The 15,972-nt window shown below is 69.1% G+C and carries 15 protein-coding genes and 1 pseudogene; 7 read left to right on the top strand and 9 right to left on the bottom strand.

The genetic code is table 11. From position 1 onward, the window contains the following. Positions 1-62 precede the first annotated feature (62 nt). Together BLU62_RS08480 and BLU62_RS08475 are read right to left on the bottom strand one after the other, a co-directional pair. On the bottom strand, positions 63-1,355 hold the full coding sequence (locus BLU62_RS08480) for an HRDC domain-containing protein (protein WP_074852771.1): 1,293 nt from the start codon (positions 1,353-1,355) through the stop codon (positions 63-65). A 5-nt stretch (positions 1,356-1,360) separates the two neighbouring features. Next, a pseudogene (locus BLU62_RS08475) lies at positions 1,361-2,013 on the bottom strand (DUF3000 domain-containing protein). Between the two features lie 133 nt (positions 2,014-2,146). On the opposite strand from BLU62_RS08475, the gene hemE reads away from it, so the two are divergent. From hemE to BLU62_RS08450, 5 genes are all read left to right on the top strand, one after another. After that, positions 2,147-3,208: a uroporphyrinogen decarboxylase gene (gene hemE / locus BLU62_RS08470; RefSeq protein WP_074849108.1), complete on the top strand. Its 1,062-nt coding sequence runs from the start codon at positions 2,147-2,149 to the stop codon at positions 3,206-3,208. Beyond that, positions 3,208-4,617, top strand: coding sequence for an FAD-dependent oxidoreductase (locus BLU62_RS08465; protein WP_074849107.1), 1,410 nt, complete (start codon positions 3,208-3,210; stop codon positions 4,615-4,617). Before hemE ends, BLU62_RS08465 begins: the two co-directional genes overlap by 1 nt. A gap of 38 nt (positions 4,618-4,655) precedes the next feature. Continuing rightward, positions 4,656-5,351 (top strand): hydrogen peroxide-dependent heme synthase, encoded by a 696-nt coding sequence (gene hemQ, locus BLU62_RS08460; RefSeq protein ID WP_074849106.1) that lies wholly within the window; start codon positions 4,656-4,658, stop codon positions 5,349-5,351. 189 nt (positions 5,352-5,540) lie between these two features. Continuing rightward, on the top strand, positions 5,541-5,822 hold the full coding sequence (locus BLU62_RS08455) for a hypothetical protein (RefSeq protein WP_074849105.1): 282 nt from the start codon (positions 5,541-5,543) through the stop codon (positions 5,820-5,822). Between the two features lie 295 nt (positions 5,823-6,117). Further along, a complete protein-coding gene (locus BLU62_RS08450) occupies positions 6,118-6,300 on the top strand; it encodes a hypothetical protein (RefSeq protein ID WP_074849104.1) in 183 nt (60 codons plus the stop codon). 75 nt (positions 6,301-6,375) lie between these two features. Here BLU62_RS08450 and msrB read toward each other — a convergent pair whose 3' ends face one another. The 4 genes from msrB to BLU62_RS08430 form a co-directional block, all read right to left on the bottom strand. After that, positions 6,376-6,801: a peptide-methionine (R)-S-oxide reductase MsrB gene (msrB, locus tag BLU62_RS08445; protein ID WP_074849103.1), complete on the bottom strand. Its 426-nt coding sequence runs from the start codon at positions 6,799-6,801 to the stop codon at positions 6,376-6,378. A gap of 77 nt (positions 6,802-6,878) precedes the next feature. After that, on the bottom strand, positions 6,879-8,147 hold the full coding sequence (locus BLU62_RS08440) for a glycosyltransferase family 87 protein (RefSeq protein ID WP_074849102.1): 1,269 nt from the start codon (positions 8,145-8,147) through the stop codon (positions 6,879-6,881). A 70-nt stretch (positions 8,148-8,217) separates the two neighbouring features. Continuing rightward, a complete protein-coding gene (locus tag BLU62_RS08435) occupies positions 8,218-9,786 on the bottom strand; it encodes an alpha/beta hydrolase (RefSeq protein WP_244278096.1) in 1,569 nt (522 codons plus the stop codon). 45 nt (positions 9,787-9,831) lie between these two features. Further along, on the bottom strand, positions 9,832-10,653 hold the full coding sequence (locus BLU62_RS08430) for a pyrimidine reductase family protein (protein ID WP_074849101.1): 822 nt from the start codon (positions 10,651-10,653) through the stop codon (positions 9,832-9,834). A gap of 35 nt (positions 10,654-10,688) precedes the next feature. Between BLU62_RS08430 and zapE the strand changes: the two genes are divergently transcribed. Then, positions 10,689-11,702, top strand: coding sequence for a cell division protein ZapE (gene zapE / locus BLU62_RS08425; RefSeq protein ID WP_074849100.1), 1,014 nt, complete (start codon positions 10,689-10,691; stop codon positions 11,700-11,702). A 98-nt stretch (positions 11,703-11,800) separates the two neighbouring features. Here zapE and BLU62_RS08420 read toward each other — a convergent pair whose 3' ends face one another. Genes BLU62_RS08420 through BLU62_RS08410 form a run of 3 tightly spaced genes read right to left on the bottom strand, consistent with a single transcriptional unit; the run spans position 11,801 to position 15,187 of the window. Further along, positions 11,801-12,364 carry a GNAT family N-acetyltransferase gene (locus tag BLU62_RS08420; RefSeq protein ID WP_074849099.1) on the bottom strand — a complete coding sequence of 188 codons (564 nt, stop codon included), beginning with the start codon at positions 12,362-12,364 and terminating at the stop codon, positions 11,801-11,803. Then, positions 12,361-13,203, bottom strand: coding sequence for a sulfurtransferase (locus tag BLU62_RS08415; protein ID WP_074849098.1), 843 nt, complete (start codon positions 13,201-13,203; stop codon positions 12,361-12,363). The genes BLU62_RS08420 and BLU62_RS08415 overlap by 4 nt, the downstream gene beginning before the upstream one ends. A gap of 37 nt (positions 13,204-13,240) precedes the next feature. Further along, positions 13,241-15,187 (bottom strand): flavin-containing monooxygenase, encoded by a 1,947-nt coding sequence (locus BLU62_RS08410; protein WP_074849097.1) that lies wholly within the window; start codon positions 15,185-15,187, stop codon positions 13,241-13,243. 136 nt (positions 15,188-15,323) lie between these two features. On the opposite strand from BLU62_RS08410, the gene BLU62_RS08405 reads away from it, so the two are divergent. After that, positions 15,324-15,962 (top strand): nitroreductase family protein, encoded by a 639-nt coding sequence (locus BLU62_RS08405; RefSeq protein WP_074852769.1) that lies wholly within the window; start codon positions 15,324-15,326, stop codon positions 15,960-15,962. Positions 15,963-15,972: the final 10 nt, after the last annotated feature.

Genomic DNA, 15,972 nt, shown 5'->3' with positions numbered 1-15,972 from the left:
TGAGGTCGTGCCTGTGCGAGGTCGTTCCTGTCGGAGTGTCTCTTACCCAGGTCGGCGCCGGCCTATTCGCCGGTGCCCTGATTCCCGGCCGGTCCGGCGTCGCGCAGGGCCTCGGCCAGCGGGTCGACGCAGAGCCGGCGCTGCCACTCACGGGCCCCGGCGGCCGCGAGATGCGCATCCACGGCCTCGGGGGTGACCGGTTCGTCCAGGCCGTCCCAGCACAGCTGGCGGACGACGTCCGGGGCGAGGAGGTTCTCCACCGGGAGGGTGTGGTTCTCGGCGACCTCTTTGAGTGCGGGACGGACCTTCTGCATCCGGGCCGCGGCCTCCGGGTTGCGCTGATCCCACCGGCTCACCGGTGGTAGTCCGGGACCGGTGGTCTTGCGGTCCGGCAGCTCGCTCTCGGGCAGTTCGCGCGCCCGCTGCAAGGCACTGAGCCAGATTCCGGCCTGGCGCCGCTGGCGGGGGCCGCCGAAGATCGGCAGGCGGGTCAGTTCGTTGTTCGACTTGGGGTCGACGGTCGCGGCGTTGACGATCGCGGTGTCGGGCAGCACGCGGCCGGGGGCGACATCGCGACGTTCGGCCAATTCCTCACGTGCCGTCCACAATTCGCGTACCGCGGCGAGGGCGCGGGCAGACTTCACGGTGTGGATGTTCGACGTCTTGCGCCACCGGTCGGTGCGTGGCGGCGCCGGCGGACGGGACAGCACGTAGGCGAACTCCTCACGGGCCCAGCCGTCCTTGCCGGATTCGGCCAGTGCCGCGTCCATCGCGTCGCGCAGCTCGACGAGCACCTCGACGTCGAGCGCGGCGTAGTTCAGCCAGTCGTCGGGGAGGGGCCGCCGCGACCAGTCCGCCGCGCCGTGCCCCTTGAGCAGACCGAGGCCGAGGAACTGGGCGACCATCGCCGCCAGGTTCACCTTCGCCAGCCCGAGGAGGCGTCCGGCGAGTTCGGTGTCGTACAGCTCGACGCATTCGAAGCCGAGCTCGCGCAGGCACGGGAGATCCTGGTCGGCGGCGTGCAGCACCCATTCGGGTCCGCGTAGCGCGTCGATCACCGGGGTGAGGGCCTCGGGATCGGCGATCGGGTCGAGCAGGAAGCTGCCGGCGCCGCGTCGTTTGATCTGGATCAGGTACGCGCGCTGTGAGTAGCGGTAGCCGGAGGCACGTTCGGTGTCGACGGCGATCGGGCCCTCACCCGCGGCGAGTGCTCGGGCCGCGTCGGCGAACTCCGCCGCGGTCGACAGCACCGGCGGGACACCGTCGGCGGGGGCGAGCAACGGCTCGACCTCGGGAGCCTCGTCGTCTCCTGGTGCCTGATTCTCGGCTGTCTGGTTCTCGGGTGCGGTGTCCACGGTGCTCACGTCGCGCCGAGTTGGGTCACGCCCGCCGGAGGCAGGCCGGCCGCGGACGCCAACACCTCGCAGAAGGCCTCGAGGTGTCCGTTGAGGCCGTCGGCGGTCAGCGCAGTCCACGACGCCCGGACCTCGAGCTGGTGGGCGCGCGGCGGCCCGGCGATGTCGCCGTAGCGGACCGACGTGGTCGAGGTGACGGTGCCGCCGAGCGCGGTGACCTCGATGCGGTGGGCGGTGCCGTTCGGGGACGGGCCGTCGGGGGAGTGCTCGGGGTGCTGCTCTCACCGACCGGGACGCCGAGGGCGTCGGACAGCCAACTCCAGGCCACCTCCGGCAGCAGCGGATCCATCGCCAGCGCGGCCTCGACCTCGGCCTGGAGATAGGCGACGAGTCGGATCGTCCCGTTCCAGGCTTCCTGCCCGGCCGGGTCGTACAGCAGGATCAGCCGTCCGAATGCGGTGCCCTGGGAGTCGGTGGGCACGATGTCGGGGTCGTCGGGCGGGCGCACCTCGGCGCCGACGGCATAGCTGTACGGCGCCAGACGCTGCGGCGGGCGGATGGGCCCGACCTCGATCTCCCGGCGGACGCGGGCAGCATGCAGCGACTCCACTGCCGCGCGGAAATCAGCAGGCTCGTCCGGAGCTCCCGAAGAAGTCACCGTTCGACCGTAGGGGTGTCGTGCCTGGCCGCGGCGGAGGCGCGCCGAGTCGGCGGCCCCCGAATCGCCGGAGGCGGGCACGGATGTGCGGCAGTGGCGGGCCGGAACTCCGAACATGGCAGAGTAAACGGTGATGTCGAACGTAACTGGTACCCGGGTCCATCGGTCGCACCTGCCGCTCGTCGCCGCGGCCACGGGAGCGACCCCGTCACGCCGTCCGGTGTGGTTCATGCGGCAGGCGGGCCGTTCCCTGCCCGAGTACCGCGCGATCCGCGCGGACCACGGCATGCTCGAATCCTGCTTCGACGCCGAGCTGGTCTGCGAGATCACCATGCAGCCGGTGCGTCGCCACGACGTCGACGCCGCGATCCTGTTCTCCGACATCGTCGTGCCGCTCAAGGCCGCGGGCATCGACCTCGACATCGTCGCCGGCACCGGCCCGGTGATCGCCGAACCGGTGCGGTCGGCCGAGGCCGTCTCCCGCATCCCGCGGCTGGAACCAGCCTCGGTGGGCGCGATCTCCCATGCCATCGAGCTGCTGCTCGCCCAGCTCGGCGACACCGCGCTGATCGGTTTCGCCGGTGCGCCGTTCACCCTCGCGTCCTACCTCATCGAGGGCGGGCCGAGCCGCAACTACGAGCGCACCAAGGCGATGATGCACGGCGACCCGGAGACCTGGGCCGAACTGATGGCCCGCCTAGCCGACATCACCATCGCCTTCCTGCAGGTCCAGCTCGACGCCGGCGTCGATGCCATCCAGCTCTTCGACTCCTGGGCGGGCATGCTGTCGGCCGCCGACTACCAGCGTTTCGTCGCGCCGCACAGCGCCCGCGTCCTCGCCGAGGTCGCCGGATACGGCGTCCCGCGCATCCACTTCGGTGTCGGGACCGGCGAACTGCTCGCGCCCATGGCCCACGTCGGGGCCGACGTGATCGGCGTCGACTGGCGGGTGCCGCTCGACGAGGCCGTCCGCCGCGTCGGGCCGGGCAAGGCGGTCCAGGGCAACCTCGACCCGACGCTGCTCTTCGCGGGCCCGGAGGTCGTCGACACCGAGGTGCGTCGCGTGGTCGCCGACGGTGACCGGGCGATCGAGGCCGGTGCGATCGGCCACATCTTCAACCTCGGCCACGGGGTGCTGCCGGGCACCGACCCGGACGTCCTCACCCGCGCCGTCGAACTGATCCACAGCCTCTGATGAGTGCCCGGCGCCGGATCGCGGTCGTCGGCGGGGGTGTCTCCGGTCTGACGGCGGCGTACCGGCTGCGTCGCGAACTCGGCGCCGACGCGCGGATCGACGTCCTCGAGGCGAGCGAACGACTCGGCGGTGTCCTGCACACCACGACGGTCGGCGGGCAGTCCGTCGATGTCGGGGCCGAGGCGTTCATCGTCCGACGGCCGGAAGCGCTGGGTCTTGTCGACGAACTCGGACTGGGGGATCGGGTCGTCTCACCGACCGGCCGGCGTCCGGCCGTGTGGTCCGGCGGACGCCTGCACCCGCTGCCGACCCCGGCGCTGATGGGCATCCCGGCGTCTCCCGAGGCGGTTGCCGGCCTCGCCGAACCTGCCGACCTCGAACTCATCCACTCCGAGACACAACGCCCCTGGCGCTGGGACCCGTCGTCGGACCCGACGGTCGGGGACCTCGTCGCCGACCGTTTCGGGGCATCGGTGGTCGCCCGCAGCGTCGATCCCATGCTCGGCGGCGTCTACTCGAGCCTCGCCGCCGACATCGGACTACGTGAGGCGCTCCCCGCGCTGGCGGCGCGACTCGACGCCGGTGCGGCGAACCTCACCGAGGCCGTCGCCGGTCTCGTCGCCGACGCCTCCGGTTCGGGTCCCGTGTTCGGCACCCTCGTGGGCGGCTACCGGGTCCTCCTCGACGCACTACGAACCGCCGCGGCCGTGGAACCCGAACTCTGCTCCTACGTCCGTGGTCTGGAACCGACGGCCACCGGCTGGGCGCTCGACGTCGCCGGTGGGGCCCGCGAGGGCGTGCGCGACTACGACGGCGTCATCCTCGCCGTCCCCGCCTGGCAGGCCGGACACCTCCTACGGCGCTCGCTGCCCGACTTCGCCGCCCCGCTGCGCGCGGTTCGGGGGGCGTCGTCGGTCGTGGTGTCGATCGCGCTCGCCCCCGGCACGCCGTTACCCGATCGTTCCGGGGTGCTCGTCGGGACCGGGGAGAGCCTGCGCGCCAAGGCCTTCACCCTCAGCTCGCAGAAGTGGGGGCATCTGTCGCACGACGATGCGCCGGCCTCGGTGCGGGCGTCGTTCGGCCGGTTCGGAGCGCCGGTACCCGACGTCGACGCCGAACCGGGCGTCGACGACCGGCTGCGGGCCGAGGCGCTCGAGGATCTCGACGAGGTGTGCCGGGCCGCAGGTGTGGCACCCGCGTCGCCGAACGTCCTCGACACCTATGTGCAGCGCTGGACCAACGGCCTACCGGTCTACGGACCGGGGCACCTGGCCGCTATGGCACAGGTCGCCGCGTCGCGGCCGAGTCGACTCGCACTCGCCGGGTCGTCGTATGCGGGGGTCGGTGTCCCGGCCTGCATCGGCCAGGCCGGACGCGCCGTGTCGGCGCTGCTGACCGAGCTGACCTGACTGTTCGTCGTCCCGGCGGCGGTGGCACCATGTCAGACATGGCCCGCTTGGATTACTCAGAACTCAACTCCACGATCCGCTACCTCATGTTCTCGGTCTTCGCCGTCCGCCCCGGCGAGCTCGGCGCCGACCGTGACCAGGCGAAATCGGATGCCGCCGACTTCTTCAAGTCCCTCGAGGACACCGGCGTCGTGGTCCGCGGCGTGTACGACGTCTCGGGACTCCGCGCCGACGCGGACTTCATGATCTGGTGGCATGCCGCGGACGTCGAATCCATTCAGGCCGCCTACGCGAAATTCCGTCGCGAGACCGTCCTCGGCCGTGCCTGCAACGCTGTCTGGAGCAACGTGGCGCTGCACCGGCCCGCCGAGTTCAACAAGAGCCACATCCCGGCCTTCCTCGCCGGTGAGGAAGCGGGCAACTACATCTGCGTGTATCCGTTCGTGCGGTCCTACGAGTGGTACTTGCTACCCGACGAGGAGCGTCGCAAGATGCTCGCCGATCACGGCAAGGCCGCCCGCGAGTACAAGGACGTCCGCGCCAACACGGTGTCGTCGTTCGCTCTCGGCGACTACGAATGGCTGCTCGCCTTCGAAGCCCCCGAACTGCACCGCATCGTCGACCTGATGCGCAACCTGCGTGCCACCGAGGCCCGCATGCACGTCCGCGAGGAGACCCCGTTCTTCACCGGGCCGCGCGTCGAGGTCTCGGCGCTCATCGACGCCCTGCCCTGACCCACCGCGACACACGACGACAGAGGTTCTCGCCCGCGAAAGGCGAGAACCTCTGTTTCTGTGTGACCGGTGTCACCGGAACGAATGAAATCGGACAGAAAACGCCACGGGTGACGCGAAGGGAAGCGGAGCGTAAACGGAGCCTCAACACGAGGCAAACAACGCTCGACTCAACGTGGAGGAACCCAGATGGTCCGAATCGTCCCCGCGACACGCGTCATCGCAGCCCTGGCCTTCTCGGCCGCGCTCGCCGGCGGAGCCGCGGTCGCCAACGCTCAGCCCTGCCAGATCGACCTCGCGAACGGCCAGGTCGCGCCGTGCGCTCCCGGTGTCGTCTCGACGCAGCCGGGCGACCCGGGTGGCGGCAACGACGCGGCGTCCGAGCCGGCCGAGTTCGTGCATGTGCCGCTGGAGCACAGTTTCCCCGAGCCGGCACCGGAAGAACCTGAAGACCCGTCAGTCGAGAAGTGAGGGTCGCACTGTCCTGACCCGAGAAGTATCTGAAAGGGTGCCCGCAAAGACTGCGGGCACCCTTCTTCTCATGAGTTGCACTCTGGCACAAGCGACTTGGTCAATCGACCCACGAAAGGGCAGTTGACGAAAACCGGACAAAGCGCCCGTAACCTCTGTTATGAAGTGGAATGTGATCTTGGTCTCACCGAGGACGCATCAACGTTCTACTCGACGTGGAGGAACCCCCCGATGACTCATATCGTCCCCGCGGTCCGCATCATCGCAGCGCTCATGTTCTCGGCCGCTCTCGGCGTTGGACCCGGCGCCCTTCGCGCACACGCTCGTCGACGTCTCGCCGCCGGCCCCGGCGCCGGTCGAAGAGAAGCCGGCCGAAGAGAAGCCGGTCGACGACGACAAGATCTCGATTCCGCAGCCGGAGGAGAAGGAACAGCAGGAGAAGGAGCAGAAGGAACGGGAGCAGTCGGCGCCGAGTTAGGGGTCACTGCAGTAGGAGCCCACCGCAGTCGGGGTCACGGCAGTCTGTCCGGCCGTGACCTCGGGTGCGACAGTCCTACTCGGCCGGCTCGAGCTTCAGGCTGATCGAGTTGATGCAGTAGCGCAGGTCGGTGGGGGTGTCGTAGCCCTCACCGGAGAACACATGACCCAGGTGGCTCTTGCAGTTCGCGCAGAGCACCTCGACCCGCTTCATGCCGAGCGAGTTGTCCTCGACCTCGATGATCTTGTCGCCGGCGAGGGGTGAGAAGAACGACGGCCAGCCGCAGTGGGATTCGAACTTCTGCTCGCTGCGGAACAGCTCCGTGTCGCATGCCCGGCAGCGGTAGACGCCGACCGTCTTGGTGTCGGTGTACTCGCCGGTGAACGGTGCCTCGGTGCCGGCCTGGCGCAGAACCCGGTACTCGGCCGGGGTGAGGCGCTGCTTCCACTCCGCGTCGGTGAGGTTCGCGAGGTTCTCGGTGTCAGGCTTGCTGTCGGTCATGGGACCACGTTAGCGCGGAGCGCGGCATGTACCCCAGTAGCGCGGAGCGCGGCATGTGCCCCAGTAGCGCGGAGGCCCTACTTCGAGAGCGACAGCGAGTCGTCGGTCTTCGTCGCCGGCGCCGGGGGAGCGTCGGTCTCCGACCGCATCACGGTGTCCTCGCCGGTGACGCCGTCGGACCGCATGTCGAGCCAGCGGAACAGCAGCGAGCAGAACACGGCGATCATCAGCAGCGACCATCCCCAGGTCACCTTGTTGTACTCGACCATCCAGCCGAACGCGGTCCACCGCTGCGAATAGAAGCTGTCGAAGGTCATGCAGCCGTACACGCCGAGCCAGGCGGACCAGTTCCGCATCGCCGATCCGGGCAGCAGCACCGTCATCAGCAGCGGGAACAGCAGCATCGAGTAGTAGCCCTGGCCGAGCGAGCCGACGAGGAAGGTGGTGCCCAGCAGCACACCCGACGACGTCGTGAGCCACAGCAGTTCATTGGTCTTGCGGTAGTAGCGGTACAGGAACCACAGCGAGAACGCGGCCATCGCCACGAACGCGACACGCAGCAGCAGCACCAGCCACGGTGCGACGCCGAAGTAGGCGCCGTTGCCGGCGATCGAGCTGTTGTAGTAATCGCGGGCCTCACCGAGGTACGGGACCGTCCGGCTGATGAAGGCGTCGGCATCCACCGAGAGCGGCCAGGCGAGTGCCATCAGGACCAGCGGGATCACGATGGCGAGGACGAACACCCGCCACTGCCGGTTGAGCAGGGGCAACAGCATCAGCGGCGCCAGAACGGGTTTCACGGCGAGCGTCAGACCCATCGGTACACCCGCCCACCAGTCGTGCCGCGAGCGCATCAGCATCAGGAAGGCGAGCATGCCCAGCAGCACGAACGAGTTGAAGTTCGTGAAGATCAGCGTGTGCGAGACGGTCTCGGTGAAGAAGAAGGCGAACAGCACCGTCGGCATCACCCACGAGTTCAGCGCGTAACCGAACATCCGGGTCAACAGGTAGGCGCAGACCAGCAGGGCCACCACGCTCGCCGCGATGAACGCCCAGCGGGCACGTTCGTAGTCGATGACCGCGACCGGCGACATCAGGAGCGTGCCCGACGGCGGGTACAGGTAGTGCGGATCGACCGTGGCGTAGTTCTCGCCGTAGACCGGCAGGCTGTTCAGGAAGTTGTAGGCCGCGGCGTACACCGGCTTGAAGTCGTCGGTGCGGTCGCCGTTGACACCCAGGAACAACGAGCGGTGCACGACCATGAACAGGCTGATCGGCCACAGGATCATCGGGATGATCCGCTGCGCACTCATCTGGGGATAGAGATACCTGTCGAGATTCGCCACCCGCGCACCGTACTACGGGCGGCCTCCGACTCTCCGCAGAACCCTCCGGGCCAGCACCGATCCGGGCCGGTCAGGTGGGGCAGCCCCGCTGAGTGGGACCCTCGAGAGGCGTCTTCTCCACGTATTCGGCCGCGACCTGGGCCGCACATGCGCTGCGACCCAGCACCGAGAAGCCCAGTCCGTCCCAGCTGACGGTGACGGGCTCGGCGCCCGCGTTCATGAACAGCGGTACGAGGGTGTTCGCCCCGTTGCCGCCGTTCACCGGGTCCCGGGTGCCGTTGAGGATCAGCGGGTCGGCGGGCAGCGACGACGGCGGGCGCGCCCCGTTGTCCGACGCCCATCCGTTGCAGCGCACCAGCGACAGCGCGCTGTCGGCGCCGGTCAGTGGATTCTGCTTCGTCCAGGCGTCCACGAGACCGGGGATCTCGTTCTGACCGACCGGGCCGGTGACGTCATTGCAACGGGAGACCAGGGCGCCGTCGGTCGTCCGCAGGGTCGTAGCCCGATCGGCCAACCGGACCAGTGCGGCGGTGTCACCCCGGTCGGCGCCGGTGATGGCGCGGGACAGGTCGAGCAGCGCTTCGGGACGGTCAGGGGCGAGAGCGAGCGTGGTGGTGATCGCGTTCAGTGCGGTGGTGTCCGACAGGCCGTCGAGGCGGCCGGCGCGCGCCTTGGCGAGCAGGCCGGTCATCACACCCACCCCGTTGGTGCCGAGCGTGCACCCGTCGAGCGTGGAGCATCGCTGTGCGAACCCCTGCAGCGCGGCCTGCACACCCTGCGCGCGCAGATTCGCCCGATCGCGGGCATTGGCGCCGAAGGGCGTGGGGGTGTCGAGGATGATGCGTCCGGCGCGGCCGCCGTAGAGGGAGGCATAGGACAGGACGACGTCGGAGCCCTCGCCGACGCCGATGAGACCCAGATGCTCGACGCCCCACTTCTGCCGGAGCGTCTCGAGGTCTGCGGCGGCGAACTGTGCCCCGAAGTTGAGCTGGTACGGCGTCAGCGTCTCCGTGCAACCGTCCGAGGCCGACGACGCGGCCGAGGCGAGCCGCGAGATGCGCGCCTGGGTGGTGGTTCCGCGGGAGGTGAGCCCGTTGTCGGCGATCGTGCTGCGTTCCAGTCGGGTCATGCAGTCCAGGTCCCCGCTCTGGGGGATGCCGCGATGATCGACGGCCACCACGGGGTGGGCGTCGAGGAACGCCCGGCCCGGGCCCGAGGACATCACCATCAGGGTCCGCGACGACGGGAGATCCGACCCGGACGTGAGTACGAGCGGCGGGGCGTCGGCGGGCGTGGTCGCGGTGCGCGCTCGGGTCGCCGCGATCGTGACGACCTCACCGTCGGGCTTGTTCCGGTCGACCGGCGAGTCGAACTCGGCGCATTCGATGGTCACCCCGGCCGGGCGGGCGACGCCGTAGCGTCCGCTGGTGCCCGCGGCGCAGTCGGTCCACTCGAGATCGGCCTTCGGTACGGCGAGCGCAGGCGCCGGGGGCGGAGCCGACGACGAGGTCGCCGGGCCGTTGCCGCCGCCGCCACCGGGGATGAGTTCCGGGCCGCGGTCGGGGCCCACCGCGCACGACGACACGGTGATCGCGACGATCACACCCAGGACTGCCGTGACGGCGTGCGCTCTTCGCATGACCGCGAGCGTAGTCAACGTCTCCGGGTGGTGGCTGTGCAGTGGTCAGTGGATGGACGACCGGCCGTGCCGCAACCAGCGCATGAAGAGGTAGCCGTCGTCGTCGGTGAGGATCGCCGCCGGTGTCATTCCCTTGAGCGCCAGGGCGCCGTCGTCGTTGTCGTCGGCAGCATGGGTCGCGATCCGGCCGGCGCGGCCGCCGACCAGGTGGGGGCTGGTCGTCAGGCACAGTTCGTCGAGTAGGTCGTCGGCGATGATCGATCCGAGCAGGCTCGGTCCGCCCTCGCACAGCACCCGCGGCCGGCCCCGGTCACCGCACGTCTCGATCAGCTTCGCCGTCTCGACGTCCTCGTCGCCGCAGTCGATCAGGGTGGCGCCGGCGTCGACGAGCGCAGCACGTCGGTCCGCGGGAGCCGACCCGCAGGTGAGCACCACGGTCTCGGGGTGGCCGAGCGGCGGATAGTCCGGCGGGATCGAGAGTGAACGCGACACCAGGGCGAGGGCGGGGGCGGGTGCCTGTCCGTTCTCCTCCCGGAGTCCGGCGAACGCGGTGTCGGGTTGCGGCTGGCGATATCCCTCGGTGATCGCGGTCCCGGCGCCGACGAGGATCACGTCGGCCAGTCCGCGCAGCACACGGAAGACGGTCTTGTCGCCGTCGCCGCCGAGCCCGCCGGACTTGCCGTCATGTGTCGCCGCGCCGTCGATCGAGGAGACCATGTTGGCCCGGACGAACGGCGCCGCGGCGCCGGGCCCCTCGGCCGGCCGCGGGGGATAGCGGTAGTGCTCCGCGAGTCCGAGCAGCGTGTCGTCCCCCTTCTGATCGGACTCCGCGGATGTGACCTGGGTCGCTTTCTGCAGGTGGAACATGCGTCCATCATTCCGCGGATGGCTACTCTCCACACATGGCGGCCCGACTTTGCGATCGCAACCCTGCGACCTCGCCGGACGCACTCATCGACGAGATGGTGCCTCCGTCGACCTTCGACGACGTGAGTTTCGACTCCTACATCCCCGATCCGAAGGAGCCGTCGCAGGCCCAGGCGGTCGCCAAGGCCCGTGATTTCGTCGCGCGTGCGTCGAAGGCGCGGTCGGGGAAGAAGGGCCTGTTCTCGCGCAAGGCGCCCTCGCAGGGGATCGGGCTGTACCTCGACGGCGGATTCGGTGTCGGCAAGACCCATCTCCTCGCCTCGATCTACCACTCCATGCCCGAGCCGAAATCTTTCGCGACCTTCGTCGAGGTCACCCATGTGGTCGGCGCGCTGGGCTTCGTCAACGCCGTCGAACGCCTCTCACAGCACACGGTGCTGTGCATCGACGAGTTCGAGCTCGACGATCCCGGCGACACGATGCTGGTGTCGCGGCTGCTCACCGAGCTCACCGCCAAGGGCGTGTCGATCGTCGCCACCTCGAACACCCTGCCCGGTCAGCTCGGCGAGGGCCGCTTCGCGGCTCAGGACTTCCTGCGTGAGATCCGCAAGCTCTCATCCGTGTTCGAGACCATCCGCGTCGACGGCCCCGACTACCGCCACCGCGACCTGCCGCCGGCTCCGGATCCCCGCACCGAGGCCGAGCTGGTCGACATCGCCGATTCCACCGAGGGCGCGACCCTCGACGACTTCGACGCGCTGTGCGACCACCTGAGCACCCTGCACCCGTCCAAGTACAAGGACCTCGTCGACGGTGTCTCGCTGGTCTGCATCACCGGGGTACACCCCGCCAAGGACCAGTCCGTGGCACTGCGACTCGTGGTGCTCGCCGACCGCCTCTACGACGCGCACATCCCGGTGACGGTGTCGGGCGCCAAGCTCGACGAGATCTTCACCGACGAGATGCTCGCCGGCGGATACCGCAAGAAGTACCTGCGCGCGACCTCGCGGCTGCTGGCGTTGTCGCGGTTCGCCGAGACGGCTGCCTGAGAGTCAGTTCCCGCGTGACCGTTTCCCTCCCGCTTATTGAGTCTGACACGCGGGACGGAGACACGCCGGCGGGATGGAAACATGCCGGCGATTAGCCGCTACAGCTTCTGCGTGAACACGTAGTCGTGTTCGACGCTGCCGCCGAGCTCGAAGGTCCGCACCCCGGCGTTGGTGAAACCCGTTTTGGTGTAGAACTTCTGGGCCCGTTCGTTGAGCTGGTTCACGCCGAGCCAGACGACCGCGCTCCCGCGGTCGCGCGCACGATCGAGCGCCGCGGACATCAGGGCGCGTGACGGGCTGAGGCCGGGACGCGAATGGTGGTCGGGGAGTACGTACATCTTCGACACCTCGCTCGCCGGCCGCTCGGGAACCAGCGCGGCGACAACGGGATTCGACGGTGGGCGGTGCAGGACCAGCGCATAGCCCAGGATTGCGCCGTCCGCTCCGTCCCGGGCGACGAGCACGTCGGCGTCGGGGTCGGCGATGTAGCCGCGAAAGTTCTTCTCGCCGAGGTTTGTTGCCACGAACTCGGCGATGTCGGAGGCGGCGGTGTGCGGCGGGCACGCCAGCGGGAAGGTGGCGCCGGCGACCTCGGCCACCGCCGCGGCCAGGTCGGGATCGGTGACGAGTTCGACGGCCACCGCGGGGTGGGTCGAGGTCATGACCGGGAGTCGACCGACGACAGGGGACGTGCCGGGTCCGCGGTCGAGGCGTTCATCGACCCGTCGTACACCGCCACGTCGTGCCGGCCGAGGGTCTTCAGTGCGAGTGCCGCTGCGGTGGCTGCGATCCCGCCGCCGCAGTAGGTGACCGGCCGGACGGCGGGATCGAGGGCGCCGGCCTCGGTGAACAGTTCGCGCAGTTCGTCGAGCGACTTCAGTGCACCGGACTCGTCGACGAGTTCGCCGAACGGGACGTTGACGCTGCTCGGGATGTGACCGCCGGAGAACGATTCCCGGTCGAGCGCGTTGACCAGCAGAACCGACGAATCCGCGGTGGCCGCGACCACCTCGTCGGTCGACGCGATGCGCCCCGGGCGACGGTGCGCGGTGAAAGTGGCTGCCGGATGGGGGGATTCGCCGGTCTCGGTCGGGAGTCCGGCCTTCACCCAGGCGTCGTATCCGCCATCGAGGACGACGACGTCGTCGAATCCCTCGAGGCCGAACTGCCACCACAGGCGCGTCGCCCAGATGCCGTTGACCGTGTCGTAGACGACGACGGTCGAGTGGTCGCCGATCCCCGCCTCGCCGACGGTCGCGGCGAACTTCTCCGACGACGCGGCGGCGAAGGGCGCCTCGCCGTCCGGATCGGACAGGCCGGTGATCTGGTCGATGAACACCGCGCCGGGCAGGTGCCCCTCGAGGTAGGTGTCCCGGCCGGAGGCGACGTGCGCGCCGTCGGCGTCGAAGGTCAGGTGAACCGTCGCGTCGACGATGCGCAGGCGCCCCTCGCCGAGACGGTCCTGCAGTTCGGTCGGGGTGATCAGCGGTGCGGAGGTCATGCCTGACACGGTAGTCCCGCCGCCACGCCGGCCGATCTCAGGGATCGAGCGGCTCGGCGTGGAAGTCGGCGAGGTCGACGCGCCGGGTCTTGGCCCAGTAGTCGACGATCCGCCACGGCAGCACCGCCACCACGCGGCCCTCGGGGTTGCGGTACCAGTTGGTCATCGCCGGATGCGTCCACACCATCTTCGCGTGCGCGCGGTCGACGGCGTCGTTGTACTCCTCGGTGACCTCGCGGCGTACCTCGAGTGCGCCGAGCCGGTTCTCGATCATGGCGCGGATGGCGTCGCAGACGTAGCGCACCTGGTATTCGAGGATGCTGATGAAGCTGCCGCCGTGTCCGAGTGCGGTGTTGGGGCCTGTGAGGATGAACAGGTTGGGGAAGTCCGGAGCGGTGATGCCGAGGTAGGCGTACGCGTCGTGATCGCCCCAGGCCTCGACCGTCGTCTTGCCGCTGCGGCCGACGACGTCCATCGGGTAGAGGTAGCGGTCGCTGTGGAATCCGGTCGCGAACACGATGATGTCGAAGTCGTGTGCCCGGCCGGTGCTGTCGACGAGGCCGGTGGCGGTGACGGAGTCGACGCCGTGGCCCACCAGCTCGACGTTCGGCTGCCGCAGCATGCGGAACCAGCCGTTGTCCAACAGCATCCGCTTGCCGAAGGGCGGGTAATCGGGCGTCGACAGCTCGATCAGGTCGTCCCGATCGCCCAGTTCGGCACGCATGTAGCGCAGATAGAACTCGCGGTGGCCGTGGTTGACCGCGTTGATCGACGCGGTGGGTTCGGGCCACTCGGGATCGACGTGCAGGGTGGAGTGGACCTTGTCGTTGAAGATCCACGAGAGCCGGGCGCGGTACCACTCGCGGTAGCCGGGAAGGTTGTTCATCAGCCAGTGGACGCTGTCGCCGACCGGCGCGAAGTAGTCGTCGTTGGGGGCGATCCACTGCGGCGACCGCTGGAAGATCGTCATCGACCCGACCTTGTCGGCGATCGCGGGACCGATCTGCATCGCCGAGGCGCCGGAGCCGACGATCGCGACGCGCTTACCGGCCAGTGCTCCGGGCTCGTCGAGTTCGGTGGGCCAGTCGGCGGAGTGGAACATCCGGCCGGTGAAGGTGTCCATGCCGGCGAGGTGGGGGAGCTTGGGCCGGTTGAGGATTCCGACGGCGCTGATGAGGATGCGCGAGGTGAGGGTGCTCTCGCTCCCGTCCCGGTAGCGCACCCGCACCTCCCAGTGCTGCGCGGCGGAATCGTAGGTGGCGGAGAGGACCTCGGTTCCGAAGCGGACCCGGTCGCGCACCGAGTGCCGGTCGGCGAAGGCCTGCAGGTAGCCCTGGACCTCGTCGCGTTTGCCGAAGTGGGTGGACCAGTCGTGGTCGAAGGACGAGATCGAGTACAGGTAACTCGGGGTGTCGACACCGGCGCCGGGGTACTGGTTCTCGTACCAGGACCCGCCGACCTCGTCGTTCTTCTCCAGAACGGTGTGTTCGATCCCGGCCTCGGCGAGCTGGGTGGAGATCAGCATCCCGGCCACGCCAGCCCCGATGACCAGGGCGGTCATCGTCGAACCGAGTTCCGCGGGCAGCGCCGGCAGATGTGTGCCGCGCAGGTCGCCGCGCACGATCTCGCTCATCATCGGGCCGAACTCCGGCGCCACCGCCTCGCCGGCGGTGAAGGACATCAGCGCGGCGACGAGTTCCTCGTCGGCCGGTTCGCGGTCGGGTGAGCCCTGCTCGTACCAGTCCTCGAGGGCGTCGACGACGGCGTCGCGGATCTCGGCCTGCACATCCTCCGGCAGGCCGCCGGTGGAGTTGTCGTCCATCCCGCGGCTGCGTGTCGGGCGGAAGCGATCACCGAGCCAGCGACGATCCCCGGTCATCTCCACCAGCACGGCGAGCAGTGTCGGGATGTTGCCCGCGGCGACCGCCGCCCGGATCTCCGAGGTGGCCGGACGCGTCTCCGGACGCAGGGAAACTGAAGTCATAGTTGCAACTAACCACTGTTAGTCCCGTCTCGTCAACACGAGAAAACAATCGATATTCGACGCTTGACGACCGACCTGGCGTATGGAACTGTGTCCCCAGTCATACTAACAATGGTTAGTGATCACGGAGGATGACATGGAACTCAGCGAAGCAATGCGCACGACGGGCACCTGCCGCTACTTCAGCGACAAGCCCGTCGAGGACGACGTTTTCTACCAGGCGTTCGACGACGCGCGCTTCGGTCCGCAGGGCGGTAACCGGCAGCCGGTCCGGTGGGTTGTGGTCCGTGACGACGCCACCAAGAAGGCGCTGGCCGATCTCTACCTGCCGTACTGGGAGGGCTACTACGCGGCGGTGGTCGAGGGCTCCAAGAAGGTCGGTGCCATCCCCAAGACCGTGGAGAGCGCCAACTACTTCGCCCACCACCTCGCCGAGGTGCCCGCGCTCGTCGTGGTGTGCGCCGAGTCGGAGGGACTCCATCCCACCGATCACGAACTCGGCCGGCTCAGCGTCGTCGGCGGCGCGTCGATCTACCCGAGCGTGCAGAACCTGACCCTCGCACTGCGTCAGCAGGGCGTCGCCACCGCACTCACGACCCTGCTCTGTGCGGCCGAGAACGAGGTCAAGGAACTGCTCGGCATCCCGGACGACTACATCACCGCTGCCCACATCGCCGTGGGTTATCCGCGTGACGGCTTCCCGCGCAAGCTCACCCGTAGCCCCGTCGAGGAGATCGCCTTCCTCGACCGGTTCGACAACCGGATGTTCGCGTGAGCGCCCCCGC

Origin of the sequence: Gordonia westfalica (assembly GCF_900105725.1) — a bacterium.
GTDB lineage: Bacteria > Actinomycetota > Actinomycetes > Mycobacteriales > Mycobacteriaceae > Gordonia > Gordonia westfalica.
Note: the sequence above shows the minus strand (reverse complement) of the source record. Positions and strands in the feature narration are given on the sequence as shown.

Bases quoted from the DNA above. Each gene is read 5' to 3' on its own strand.
- hemE (WP_074849108.1), top strand. From the start codon at position 2,147: ATGTCGAACGTAACTGGTACCCGGGTCCATCGGTCGCACCTGCCGCTC.
- BLU62_RS08465 (WP_074849107.1), top strand. From the start codon at position 3,208: ATGAGTGCCCGGCGCCGGATCGCGGTCGTCGGCGGGGGTGTCTCCGGT.
- hemQ (WP_074849106.1), top strand. From the start codon at position 4,656: ATGGCCCGCTTGGATTACTCAGAACTCAACTCCACGATCCGCTACCTC.
- BLU62_RS08455 (WP_074849105.1), top strand. From the start codon at position 5,541: ATGGTCCGAATCGTCCCCGCGACACGCGTCATCGCAGCCCTGGCCTTC.
- msrB (WP_074849103.1), bottom strand. From the start codon at position 6,801: ATGACCGACAGCAAGCCTGACACCGAGAACCTCGCGAACCTCACCGAC.
- BLU62_RS08435 (WP_244278096.1), bottom strand. From the start codon at position 9,786: ATGCGAAGAGCGCACGCCGTCACGGCAGTCCTGGGTGTGATCGTCGCG.
- BLU62_RS08430 (WP_074849101.1), bottom strand. From the start codon at position 10,653: ATGTTCCACCTGCAGAAAGCGACCCAGGTCACATCCGCGGAGTCCGAT.
- zapE (WP_074849100.1), top strand. From the start codon at position 10,689: ATGGCGGCCCGACTTTGCGATCGCAACCCTGCGACCTCGCCGGACGCA.
- BLU62_RS08420 (WP_074849099.1), bottom strand. From the start codon at position 12,364: ATGACCTCGACCCACCCCGCGGTGGCCGTCGAACTCGTCACCGATCCC.
- BLU62_RS08415 (WP_074849098.1), bottom strand. From the start codon at position 13,203: ATGACCTCCGCACCGCTGATCACCCCGACCGAACTGCAGGACCGTCTC.
- BLU62_RS08410 (WP_074849097.1), bottom strand. From the start codon at position 15,187: ATGACTTCAGTTTCCCTGCGTCCGGAGACGCGTCCGGCCACCTCGGAG.
- BLU62_RS08405 (WP_074852769.1), top strand. From the start codon at position 15,324: ATGGAACTCAGCGAAGCAATGCGCACGACGGGCACCTGCCGCTACTTC.